The following is a 10,343-nucleotide window of genomic DNA, read 5'->3' as shown; positions in this document are numbered from 1 at the left end:
GCGGGCGCTTGTGCGCCTACGCTTCGACGAATCAAGGCGAAAATTACAAGGACTGGAAAGCACCGTGGGCGGGGAAAGACGGGTTGCCGCTGGTGATTCTCCGAGGCTATTGATTGCGGGGGACTCTCGTTGAAACTCAAGTTTCAATTCGAGATTTCACGATTCGGGCGCCAATCTTGAATCTCAAACGTTAAAGGGGTCTGCTCGGGATGCGTGTAAATTTTTATCACATCAGCCGTTCTGCCCGGTCAGGGGAGCTATAACGACTTGCAAATCCAACTGCTGATCGGGTGTGGAGCCTCCCATAGGAAAGGCGAGTCGCTTTTTTAAGGGCATGAGTGTCCTGAAAGGTAAACCTTATGAGACACAATTACTTGTATAATAAATGTTATAAAAACAAAGACTTGAAAAGAATAGCCGCAAACCCTTTTTCGGACACCCTCCCTTCAACCCGTAAGAAGTGATAAAAATTTACACGTATCCCGAGCAGACCCCTTAAAGGTAACCGCGCAAAACGGTTACCTTTTGTGCGGTTGTCCACAGCTTTCTAAGCCATTGTTTCACTTAATACTGGCAAGCAAGCGATAAAAGGGCTGTGTAAATAAACAGACCGGAACGAAGTGTCTAATACTTAAACAGAGAGCAAACGACCAAACTTAGCGGATTGCTGCGGTTAGGCGCATCCATACCGCTAGATTTAAATACCCCAGACATCTTCCATATCTGTTATTGATGGATCATCGTAACGTCTCATAGTCGCTACCCATTCTGGCATTCCTTCTTTTATGGTTTCTTTCAAGTCATCAAGTTCTTCTTTATTAATCAGCCTTTTTTCAAGCATGAACGTGTAGAATTTTTTTAGACTGGCCGCATTACTCTTAATTTGAGAATGACTTGCCCACATGGCTTTTTTAATAAACCAATAACCTAAAAACATACTTGCGCGAAATACCCCTTCTTTTGCTTCTGCTGCATCCTCATACAAGAGATATTCGTTGATATAGAAATCAATATTGTTTACATGTTGTTTTATTGTCTCTTCTTTCAAATTTGATTCTTGTAACCATAATAAAAATTCGTCTAATAGCTTTGCATTTTGCTTTCTAATCCTCTCACATTCGATTTCGTACTTTTGGTAGTTGTCTGTCATTATTAACTCCGCCTTTTTGGCTCGTTTGCAAAAGCAAGTTATTGCGCCTAACATTCCGTTTAGCCGATAAGAAAGTCTGAGTTGAATAATGGTTAGGTTCTAGTGCCTTTAACTTTTGAGTCCGCTCCCATATTAATTAACAGATTATCGACATAGTCCTTGGAAACTCTTAATCCAGCACCAGTAAGTTCAGTCACTTTTTTAATCGCTTTCGGTTTATCCGTTTTTATTGCCATTTGGTAGATTTCATTCTCTATATTTTTCGGTAGAATAATTTTTCTTGTTTTTCTATCGTATGGATAAGTTGGCTCTACCCTTTTTCTCGTGATTTGAAACAGCTTGTCTAAGCTCCACAAGAAAACTTCGAAAAACGGTTTGAGCACATAAAACAGGTATTTATTCATCTTCCGTTCGTCTCGACTAGACTCACTATGCCGTTCGGTCCCACGTTTCCCTCGCCGCTCCACACAAACTCTTGAATCGCCAGCACCCCACCCTTGCCAACACGAGACAAAACGATGCGCGACCGCCCGTTTTGGGTTGGCGAGAGCCGGGCGACCGCTGCCCGCACCGCATGTGGCACAGCAAGTTTTATGTTACATCTTTCAGCAGAGTGGTGTGTAGGCCAAATCAGTAGCCTGAAGCCAAACCGCCTTGCCATGCGCCGACCACGGGCGAACAGTAGCAGAAACCGCAACCAACCGCCGCCAAACAACGCCCGACCATGCCACCTCTGACCCTGAATCAAGCCGCCCGCGAGGCGGGAAAATCAAAGGCAACTCTCCTTGCGGCGATACGGGGCGGGCGGTTGTCCGCGCCAAAGGACGAGCTAGGGCGTTACCAGATAGACCCCGCCGAGCTTTTCAGGGTTTACCTGCCGCCCGCACAGCGACCGGACATGGAAACCGCAACCGACCCTATGCCACCGACCACGGAAACCGCCCTTTTGCGGCAAAAGGTGGAGTTTTTGGAGCGGATCCTTCAGGGGATTGAGAACGAACGCAACGACCTACGCCGCCGCCTTGATACGGAAAGCGAAGCTAGGGAGAACGCTGCCGCTGAAATTCACCGCTTGACCCTGATGCTTACTCACTCGCCAAAGATAGAACCGAAAGTGCAGCCAGTCCCCACAGCGAACCAGAACGACCGCCCAGCGCTGGTCCGCCTGTGGTTATGGATTGCGCTTGCCGCCGTCCTCATTGGAGCTGTCTTTGCTCTATGGCTGGCCTATAGCCGCCCCTTGCCCTGATACTTAGAGCGGCAAAACCCGATAAACGATCCGGCTGGATTATTGGGCCATGGTTTATTGGTCAACCAACTGCGCCATTCTGTTTCTAGGTAATAGATATCCAGACCAGGCGCGACTTTCTTCGCTTGCTCATAAGCCGAAGTAGGAAGCCGCAAGGCGCCGGAATTATCCGCCGCCTTGGGTTGCTCAATGGTTTGCGGCTTTAGGACTTTTTCATCTGCCAGCCGCCCCGCTGTTTTCGTCAGTATGAAGCGCACCCGATCCACGGCGCGGCTTTCCTTGAAGGTATCCATAACCACCGAGAAGCCCGCTGCGTCTGGGTTATCGTTAATTTGCTTTAGGGCAGGTTCAAGGATGAATCTCTTAATATCAACCCACCGATTTAATTTACCTTCTGGCACTTTCAACCATTGCCGAAGCTGGCTTAGTTCCACATCTAAAACAGGTGTTTTCTTATTTGCTATGGATTCAAGCAACATATAAAGGGTAACGGCATATTTTCCAGATAACCCGATCATAAAATGAATTCGCAACCGCGAAAAGCGGCAGGGGTTGCGGATAACCTCACAGAGCAGTGGCGAAATATCAAAACGTAAAAGACCTGTAGCCCTGATATTTTTATGGGTTTGTGCATTCAATAAATTGGATATTCCTACAAGCCTTTTTCCATCTTCGTTTAATTCATATTCAACATGAGTTTTTGATAGGTGCTTCGCGCTTTCCCATATCCATGAAGCGGTTTTTTCGCCACCGAGTTGTTCAAATATGGCGTTGATTTTTGAAACCCTGATTTCGTGGATTCTTGTTGTTAGCAGATCGTCCCAGACAGCAGCGACCAAAAAAGCCCATAATTTTCTATCGCGTTCGGTGTAGTCGCCTTCAACCTTCGTGATAATTACATCGTTAGGCAAGGGCACAGTGGCGACCTCATCGCCGGACGGTTGCCACGGATCGCCGGAGGCGTGGACTTCCAGAGGCAACGCAGCTTTCTTAAGGGCTGTTCTTGCTGTCTTTGGCATGGCTTAGGCTTCTTTCTGTCAGTGATTCGTCAAGCTGTTTTTGCTTCACCTTTAGTCCGGAATTTCTCACCTTTAACGGTGATTCGTCAAGCTGTTTTTGCTTCACCTTTAGTCCGGAATTTCTCACCTTTAACGGTGATTCGTCAAGCTGTTTTTGCTTCACCTTTAGTCCGGAATTTCTCACCTTTAGTCCGGAATTTCTCACCTTTAGTCCGGAATTTCTCACCTTTCGAGGCAGCGCATAATATGATCGCGCGCGCGGAACACAGATGAACACACTGAACTTAAAAACACAGGCCAAGCCTGTGGATAACTCGAAAATTCGACCGGAAGTAAAGGGAAATAAGGAGTTCGCTACGCTCACATCATGCTGATTGGGAGGGGTGCAGTAGCCCCCTCCCAAACCCACCCCAAAAGCCACGACCTGCCAGCGCCAGCGACCTAGAGCAAACGGCAACGCCACCCCTGAAAACCCCTAAAGACAGTCGCCAGGGCGAAGGCCGTAGCGCCAGCAACCTCGAACACCCTCGCAGAAGGCCCGTAAAAGCTCCTAGGACGGCTTTAGGAGCGTCTGAAGACTTCCACAGCCCCCCAAATACTCTACAGACGCCCCTAGAGGCATAGGCGCCCTTAGAACGGCCTAGCCAGCGGTAACGACTCCGGGAACGAACCGACACCTAGCCCTGAAAACCCAAAATAAGGCCAACAGAGTTTTTTTCGCCTTGTGGTAGGATAAAGTAGGAATAATTACTACTATTAGGCTAGGAGGGACGTTACTATGCCCAATGTTGAGAAAGTCAGTATCGCGCTTACCCCAGAAATGGCGATGGTGGTCCGGCAGGCTGTGGATAGCGGTGATTACGCCAGCAACAGTGAAATCGTGCGAGAGGCACTACGGGACTGGAAGCTGAAACGCGCTTTGCAACAACAAGAAATCGAGGAACTCCGCCGTTTCTGGCATGAGGGTCTACACAGCGGTGTAAGCCGGTTCGCGGGAATAATGGACCTCAAGGCGGAAGCCCGCCGTCGTTTTGAAGCCCAGAATCCACAAGAGTCGTGAGGCTACATGCCCATCATTCAGCGGACAGCGCAGGCCGACGAAGACCTGATCGATCTGTGGGGCTACATCGCCCAAGATAATCCAAACGCCGCTGACCATCTGCTCGACGAGTTCGAGAGCAAGTTTGCGTTGTTGGCGGAACAACCCCGGCTTGGCCCAGCACGATCTGACATCGCGCCAGGGCTACGCTACTTTCCGGTCGGACGCTACCTCATCCTCTACTGTGAGATTGATAACGGGATTGAGGTTGTTCGTGTAGTTCATGGCGCACGCCGGTTGAGCCATCTGTTCTAGCTACTCAACGGCCTCACTCTTTTCGGCCAGCAAGGCATCGCCCACCTCTTTCCAATGTGCCCAGCGCTGAGGATCATCGGTTTTTGCGGCGGCCAAGAGCAAGCCGAGCAGTTCACCCCGGCTGCGGTGTTCCAAGCTCGCTAGATCGAACAAAACGCCCTGCTGGATGAGCCGATGGGCACGGGCCTTGCGTTCGGCCTGCTGAGATTGGCGCTTACTGGTTTGAATCAACTTGGCCGCCGCTAAACGAGCTTGAGTGGCACGGTCGTTGGCCTGTTCCACCCGAATCAAGGCTGCGAACAGTTGATTCTCTGCTACCGAGCGGTCCGGTTTGTCGGCCAGCAACACCAAGAGCTGCTGATGTTCCGTGCGCGCCTTCAGATTCTTGAGATAGGTCACGCGGCTTTGTAGCCACTCGTCGCGGTTCATGGGGGTTTGCCTCTTTCGTGAGTTTGCGGTTGCTGTTACCGGGGAAGTGGGTTCAGCCACTGCCCCGAAGCATAGCGGCCCCTTCATATGGTACAAGGGCTGATGTATGCTTGATAGGAGCTGGTAAGCTAGCGGTGAAGGCGACTCGACTACGGTCTGGCCTGAGTGGCTGAGTGGCAACTGAACCAAAAGGCGCACTTAGTTGTTTCCGCTTTGCGGAAACGTCGTGCGCCCCTGCGGGGGCCAAAGACAAAACCCCTATGTCCCAGCAACTTAACCGACAGCGGCGCAGCCAATAGACTATCGCCAACGGCACTGACCTCGACAACCACCCCGACAAATCAGGCACCCCAACATGGCCTCCTACCATTGCAGCGTGAAAGTGGGCGGGAAAGGGAAGGCGAGCGGACACGCCGCCTACATCGCCCGCGAGGGGTACTACGCCGATCGCACCGGCTACGAAGACCTGGAAGCGACCGGGTACGGCAATTTGCCCGCATGGGCCGAAGACGAACCGGCCCTGTTCTGGTCCGCCGCCGACCGGTACGAACGAGCGAACGGCGCGACCTACCGCGAGATCGAAATCGCCCTGCCACGCGAGCTGAACCCGGCCCAGCGAGAAGAACTGGTGCTTGACTTCATCCGGCAGGAGATCGGCACGCGGCACGCCCACCAATGGGCGATCCACAATCCGGGCGCGGCACTGGCGGGCGGGGAACAACCGCACGCCCACCTCATGTACTCAGAGCGGACGGTTGACGGCATCGACCGCGACCCCGATCAGTATTTCAAGCGGTACAACGCGAGGCATCCCGATCTGGGCGGCTGCCGGAAAGACAGCGCCGGAACGGAAGAGCGGCTGCTGGAAACCCGGCAGCGGTGGGCCGAGGTGCAAAACGCCCACCTCCAGCAACACGGCCACGCCGCGTGGGTGGATCACCGGAGCTTAGCGGCGCAAGGCATCGACCGAGAACCGGAGCAGCACTTGGGCGGGCGACGGGTGCGGCAACTGGAACCGGAACAGCGGGAGGCCCTGCTGGAACGGCGGTAGGCCGAAGACGAACTGCGGCAAAGCCAGCACGAATTAGCGCCGTTCGACCTTTCACAGCACCTCCACGAACTCACCGCCGCCGCCGAGCACCGGGAACAAGAAGAACAGGCCGCTCGGATGGCGGAAGCGCGGGCCTATTGCCGGCAAGCCTTGAACGAGTTCAGGGCCGAATTGGTACAAAAAGCCGAACAAGAGCGGGCTTTGGAAGCGGAACGGGAGCGCCTGCAACGGCCAGAAGCGGAACGCGCACAGCTTTTGGAGTCACTCCCGGCCATTGGGCTGAGTTCCCCATCGTTCGCGGAACGCTTGCAAGCCGCCCTCGCGAAGACGATGGAGCAGCTCCAAGCGCAACGCGAGCAGTCCCCGGCGCAGGAACCCCCACCGCAACAGTCGCGGGGGTTCGACATGGAACCCTAACGGCGGACAGCACGCCTTTTCACTCGTTCGACGGCCCCCAATCAGGAAAAAGGAGACAGCCATGGACTCCCAGCAACTACTCGCCACCCTGATCCAACTGTCCGACGAGCAGCAAAGCCGCATCGCCGAGCTGTTGAACCGGCTCGAAGGGCAGGCGCAGACGCTGACCCGCGCCAGCCAGCAGGCCGCCCAGGCGGCGAACGCCCTCGACCGCAGCGGGCAGAAAACCGCCCTCACGCTGCAAGCGGCGGTTCGAGAGGGCGTGGAAACCGCCTTGCACGCCACCTTGATGACGGTCTCCCAGCGCGCGGAACGGGCGTTCAAGGACGCCGGACAGCCGTTGCTCCACAGCTTGGCCGGGGTCACGAAGGCCGCCGAGGAGACCGAAGAGCGCCTGCAACGCGCCGTGAAGACCTTCCAATGGAAATGGGGTGCCATCGCCGGTGGCGCGGCGCTGACCGCCGTGGTGGCCGTCATACTCGGGGTATGGCTGACCGCTTCGCTCCTGGTGTCGTGGCAGAGCGCGGAACTGGAACGGCTCAACACGGAGATCGCCCAAAGCAAGGCGCGGCTCGAAGAACTGAATAAACGAGGCGGGAAGATCGAATTGACGGATTGCGGCGGGCGCTTGTGCGCCTACGCTTCGACGAATCAAGGCGAAAATTACAAGGACTGGAAAGCGCCGTGGAGCGGGAGAGAGGGATTTCCTCTGGTGATTCTCAGAGGCTATTGATTGCGGGGGACTCTCGTTGAAACTCAAGCTTCAATTCAATATTTCACGATTCGCGCCCGAATCGTGAAATATTGAATCTTAAACGTTAAGGAACCGCGCGAAAGGGAACCGTTTTGCGAGGTCACATGAGACAGACCGTTGCAGTCTGTCTCATATTTACATATTTACATTTTACTAAAAAAATCTTCTCAAAAAAGTTATCATCTAAATATGTCAATTACTAATGATAATATGATTATTACGATTCCAACTATAATTAAAGGAATAGATAAGAACAATGTCATACCAACCAATTTTGGTAAAGAGGTCGAGGTCATTACCACTTGAATCCTTGTATTACTCTTTTTATTTTGTGACCATCTTGATTGGGTTTTATCATGGATTTTACTATGATTTTCCAACAGATCGAGGTTATTCTTACGAAGATAATAGTTATAAAATATAGTGCCAACTATATACATAAAAAAACCAATAACACTAACGATTAAACCGTAATTTACCATGCCGTTATTCCGCCATTATCCTTAGTTACTTAACAACTTTTATTGCACTGTCTCGTGGCAGATTGTTGCTGGCAGTAGCTGCTTCTTGTAAAGCATTCGCTAACTGCTTGGCTTGTTTAGCTGTAAGTAAGAAGCCTGTTCTATCAGCTTTGAAAATCCTTTTCTCTTTAGGCCCTGATTCAATCAGATATAAACGAATATCATCTTGATAGCCTTCTTCTCGATCTGCGGGGTCGAAATATACTTCGAGAGAAATATTCTCATCTACTTGAATAATCATTTATAGTCCTTCGCAAACTGTAAATGCCAGCCTGTCTAGTGGTTGAATTCGCTGGCTTGGCGCGAATGGTGCTGCGCTGGGAGACGAGCAAATGGAGTATAGCCGGACGGGGGGTCCGGCGCGCCGTGCCACAGGACCCTCTGCGCCGTTCGGTCCCAAGTTGCCCCATCTGCCCCGCGCAAGCCCTTGAAGCGCTTGCGTTTCTGAAACGGTAACCATAGACAAAATAATGCGCAACCGCTCATTTTTTGGTGGTGAGACACAGGCGGATATTGTTGCCCACGCAGCATGTAGCGTGCCCAATATATCCTACAAATTCTAGTTACCTATGAGTCATCCGACCAGTTCAGGATGAACCCAGGTGACTACCAGCGCAGCCAGCGCCACCAGTAAGGCGCCCAGTAGAATCCACACCCGACTATTCCTGACTGGCTCTGTCCTTGGAGCGGGTAGCCACTTCATCTCCAACTCGCGGCGGGTTTGCTGTTCGATTTCCAACAGCGCCAGCAGGCGCGATTCCCGTTCTTGGGCACGTTCAGTGGCTTGCCGTTCTCGCTCCAAGGCTTGCTGTAACTGCTCCTGTAGCACACCAATCAAGGTGGCTTCCCCCGTAGCATCGGGGGCCGCAGTAGGGAGCGACGCGGCAGCCCGCTCCTGCCGCGTCTGGGGTAGCGGACCGAAAACCCGTAGCAGTTCGGCAAGGTCGATGCCGCGCTCTCCTGTAGGGGTTGATACAGCAGACAAGCGACCTGTTTTGATGGCTCTCTGGATCGTGCTCCGCGCCACGCCTGCTGCGTGAGCCGCCGCATTAATACCCAGCATCATCACGCTGCCCCCTTGCCCGCCATTGGCTGTAGCGCGGCTGCCGCGCGGCAGCCGCGTGTGAGTAAGCGTAGCCGCAACCGGAGTTCGCTGTCGTTACCTGTGAAGGTTTACGAAGGTTTGGCGTGGTAAGCCCTTGACCGAGCTAGTCTCCCTGCCCATGCTGGAAAAGCTATGGAGGGAAATTATGAAATCCATACGCTTATCGGGAGTAGAACCGAAGAACAGACATTTCCACCGTCGCCACAATGGAGTCAATGGACCATGAGCGACCCCGCCGAAAGACCCTCGAAAGTACACCTTAGCCTTGCTGACCTGACTGACGAAGAACGGGCGATGCTCCCTAAAAATGGACAAAGCCTGGAGATGTTTTTAACCCTCATTGGAACCCGTCGCCTTGCCTTGCAGCGGAAGAGGGTGAAAGGCGAGATAGAGCGGGATCAGGACGTGAAGGCCGAGTCGATGCAACCCCGCGAGACGGCTAAAATCATCCAGCTCCCCATCTTTCCTCAAGAGACCCGTCCTACAGTGAATGCCCTAGCCCGTTCTGCCTTGTTTGCCGCGATCCAAGGCAAAGACAGGCAAAAGCTCTGGAATGAAAAAATAGCCAGTGCCGAAGGGGTTGAAATCTTTTTTACGGGTGAGCAGTTCAACCAAGACGACCACGATACATTCATGCAGCTTGTGACTATGGCAAGCCAAAAGCCACTTGGTGATTATGTGACCATTCCAGCTCACACACTTTTAAAAGCTCTAGGACGTGGAACGAGTGGCAAGGAACACAACCAGTTGAGAATTGAGATTAAGCGGCTTGTTTTTGGAGGCGTAGAGGTTAAAACAAAAGAATATGAATATTTCGGTCATTTAATCGATGATGCCATACAGGATAAAGATAGCCGTTACTGGTGCTTAAAACTAAATAAGAATCTTAAACCGCTTTACAGCCAAACCGCCTATACCCTGATTGACTGGGAGCAACGGAAACTACTTAAGGGCAAAGACCTTGCCCGTTGGCTTCATACCGAGATTGTCACTCATGCCAATCCCTTTCCCCGTTCCGTTGTCTATCTGCATGAAAAAAGCGGGAGTAAAACCGTTGAACTTTACAAGTTTCGACAATTACTTAAAAAAGCCCTTGATAATCTTAAATCTATAGGTGTTATCACGTCATGGGAGATCGACGTTTCTGACCTCGTGCACGTTGACCGAGGTGTGGATATCCCCGCCAGCCAGCAAAGATACCTCACCAAACCGAAGGCCCGGCGTAGGCCCACTAGGCAGGCACGGGAATAGAGGTAGGCAGGCACGGGAATAGAGGTAGGCAGGCACGGGAATA

14 protein-coding genes are annotated in these 10,343 nt (G+C 52.3%); 7 read left to right on the top strand and 7 right to left on the bottom strand.

The features are described from left to right. Positions 1 to 697: 697 nt before the first annotated feature. Positions 698 to 1,150 carry a hypothetical protein gene (locus tag BN874_RS10990; RefSeq protein ID WP_034433177.1) on the bottom strand — a complete coding sequence of 151 codons (453 nt, stop codon included), beginning with the start codon at positions 1,148 to 1,150 and terminating at the stop codon, positions 698 to 700. A gap of 92 nt (positions 1,151 to 1,242) precedes the next feature. Continuing rightward, positions 1,243 to 1,554, bottom strand: a complete 312-nt coding sequence (locus BN874_RS10985) for a hypothetical protein (RefSeq protein ID WP_051497721.1) — start codon at positions 1,552 to 1,554, stop codon at positions 1,243 to 1,245. Positions 1,555 to 2,048: 494 nt separating this feature from the next. Between BN874_RS10985 and BN874_RS10980 the strand changes: the two genes are divergently transcribed. After that, complete coding sequence (locus BN874_RS10980) at positions 2,049 to 2,399, top strand: hypothetical protein (RefSeq protein WP_154724876.1); 351 nt, start codon at positions 2,049 to 2,051, stop codon at positions 2,397 to 2,399. On the opposite strand, the gene BN874_RS10975 is transcribed toward BN874_RS10980, so the two are convergent. Continuing rightward, positions 2,378 to 3,418 (bottom strand): replication initiation protein, encoded by a 1,041-nt coding sequence (locus BN874_RS10975; protein ID WP_034433172.1) that lies wholly within the window; start codon positions 3,416 to 3,418, stop codon positions 2,378 to 2,380. The two genes, BN874_RS10980 and BN874_RS10975, sit on opposite strands and share 22 nt — an antisense overlap. Further along, on the bottom strand, positions 3,390 to 3,881 hold the full coding sequence (locus tag BN874_RS24480; RefSeq protein WP_154724875.1) for a hypothetical protein: 492 nt from the start codon (positions 3,879 to 3,881) through the stop codon (positions 3,390 to 3,392). Before BN874_RS24480 ends, BN874_RS10975 begins: the two co-directional genes overlap by 29 nt. A gap of 315 nt (positions 3,882 to 4,196) precedes the next feature. Here BN874_RS24480 and BN874_RS10970 point away from each other — a divergent pair, with 315 nt between their 5' ends. Together BN874_RS10970 and BN874_RS10965 are read left to right on the top strand one after the other, a co-directional pair. Next, on the top strand, positions 4,197 to 4,478 hold the full coding sequence (locus tag BN874_RS10970; RefSeq protein ID WP_034433171.1) for a type II toxin-antitoxin system ParD family antitoxin: 282 nt from the start codon (positions 4,197 to 4,199) through the stop codon (positions 4,476 to 4,478). Positions 4,479 to 4,484: 6 nt separating this feature from the next. After that, on the top strand, positions 4,485 to 4,772 hold the full coding sequence (locus BN874_RS10965) for a type II toxin-antitoxin system RelE/ParE family toxin (protein WP_034433169.1): 288 nt from the start codon (positions 4,485 to 4,487) through the stop codon (positions 4,770 to 4,772). Here BN874_RS10965 and traD read toward each other — a convergent pair whose 3' ends face one another. Then, positions 4,773 to 5,201 (bottom strand): conjugal transfer protein TraD, encoded by a 429-nt coding sequence (gene traD, locus BN874_RS10960; RefSeq protein ID WP_034433167.1) that lies wholly within the window; start codon positions 5,199 to 5,201, stop codon positions 4,773 to 4,775. It abuts the gene before it with no gap. A 355-nt stretch (positions 5,202 to 5,556) separates the two neighbouring features. On the opposite strand from traD, the gene BN874_RS24475 reads away from it, so the two are divergent. The 3 genes from BN874_RS24475 (at position 5,557) to BN874_RS10950 (ending at position 7,402) form a co-directional block, all read left to right on the top strand. Next, positions 5,557 to 6,252, top strand: coding sequence for a MobA/MobL family protein (locus BN874_RS24475; RefSeq protein WP_051497720.1), 696 nt, complete (start codon positions 5,557 to 5,559; stop codon positions 6,250 to 6,252). A 117-nt stretch (positions 6,253 to 6,369) separates the two neighbouring features. Next, on the top strand, positions 6,370 to 6,669 hold the full coding sequence (locus BN874_RS24470; protein ID WP_051497719.1) for a hypothetical protein: 300 nt from the start codon (positions 6,370 to 6,372) through the stop codon (positions 6,667 to 6,669). 61 nt (positions 6,670 to 6,730) lie between these two features. Continuing rightward, the gene (locus tag BN874_RS10950; protein WP_034433164.1) at positions 6,731 to 7,402 is read left to right on the top strand and encodes a hypothetical protein; all 672 of its coding nucleotides are present in this window, start codon (positions 6,731 to 6,733) and stop codon (positions 7,400 to 7,402) included. 528 nt (positions 7,403 to 7,930) lie between these two features. Here the strand turns inward: BN874_RS10950 and BN874_RS10945 are convergent. Both BN874_RS10945 and BN874_RS10940 read right to left on the bottom strand, forming a co-directional pair. Continuing rightward, the gene (locus BN874_RS10945) at positions 7,931 to 8,185 is read right to left on the bottom strand and encodes a hypothetical protein (protein ID WP_034433162.1); all 255 of its coding nucleotides are present in this window, start codon (positions 8,183 to 8,185) and stop codon (positions 7,931 to 7,933) included. 333 nt (positions 8,186 to 8,518) lie between these two features. After that, complete coding sequence (locus BN874_RS10940) at positions 8,519 to 9,010, bottom strand: hypothetical protein (RefSeq protein ID WP_034433160.1); 492 nt, start codon at positions 9,008 to 9,010, stop codon at positions 8,519 to 8,521. A 261-nt stretch (positions 9,011 to 9,271) separates the two neighbouring features. On the opposite strand from BN874_RS10940, the gene trfA reads away from it, so the two are divergent. After that, complete coding sequence (trfA, locus tag BN874_RS10935; RefSeq protein ID WP_195912170.1) at positions 9,272 to 10,300, top strand: plasmid replication initiator TrfA; 1,029 nt, start codon at positions 9,272 to 9,274, stop codon at positions 10,298 to 10,300. Positions 10,301 to 10,343 lie beyond the last annotated feature (43 nt).

It is taken from the genome of Candidatus Contendobacter odensis Run_B_J11 (assembly GCF_000531125.1).
GTDB classification, from domain to species: domain Bacteria; phylum Pseudomonadota; class Gammaproteobacteria; order Competibacterales; family Competibacteraceae; genus Contendibacter; species Contendibacter odensensis.
The sequence above is the reverse complement of the archived record's forward strand: the minus strand, read 5'-3'. Positions and strand labels throughout refer to the sequence as shown.

Bases quoted from the DNA above. Each gene is read 5' to 3' on its own strand.
- BN874_RS10990 (WP_034433177.1), bottom strand. From the start codon at position 1,150: ATGACAGACAACTACCAAAAGTACGAAATCGAATGTGAGAGGATTAGA.
- BN874_RS10985 (WP_051497721.1), bottom strand. From the start codon at position 1,554: ATGAATAAATACCTGTTTTATGTGCTCAAACCGTTTTTCGAAGTTTTC.
- BN874_RS10980 (WP_154724876.1), top strand. From the start codon at position 2,049: ATGGAAACCGCAACCGACCCTATGCCACCGACCACGGAAACCGCCCTT.
- BN874_RS10975 (WP_034433172.1), bottom strand. From the start codon at position 3,418: ATGCCAAAGACAGCAAGAACAGCCCTTAAGAAAGCTGCGTTGCCTCTG.
- BN874_RS10970 (WP_034433171.1), top strand. From the start codon at position 4,197: ATGCCCAATGTTGAGAAAGTCAGTATCGCGCTTACCCCAGAAATGGCG.
- BN874_RS10965 (WP_034433169.1), top strand. From the start codon at position 4,485: ATGCCCATCATTCAGCGGACAGCGCAGGCCGACGAAGACCTGATCGAT.
- traD (WP_034433167.1), bottom strand. From the start codon at position 5,201: ATGAACCGCGACGAGTGGCTACAAAGCCGCGTGACCTATCTCAAGAAT.
- BN874_RS24475 (WP_051497720.1), top strand. From the start codon at position 5,557: ATGGCCTCCTACCATTGCAGCGTGAAAGTGGGCGGGAAAGGGAAGGCG.
- BN874_RS24470 (WP_051497719.1), top strand. From the start codon at position 6,370: ATGGCGGAAGCGCGGGCCTATTGCCGGCAAGCCTTGAACGAGTTCAGG.
- BN874_RS10950 (WP_034433164.1), top strand. From the start codon at position 6,731: ATGGACTCCCAGCAACTACTCGCCACCCTGATCCAACTGTCCGACGAG.
- BN874_RS10945 (WP_034433162.1), bottom strand. From the start codon at position 8,185: ATGATTATTCAAGTAGATGAGAATATTTCTCTCGAAGTATATTTCGAC.
- BN874_RS10940 (WP_034433160.1), bottom strand. From the start codon at position 9,010: ATGATGCTGGGTATTAATGCGGCGGCTCACGCAGCAGGCGTGGCGCGG.
- trfA (WP_195912170.1), top strand. From the start codon at position 9,272: ATGAGCGACCCCGCCGAAAGACCCTCGAAAGTACACCTTAGCCTTGCT.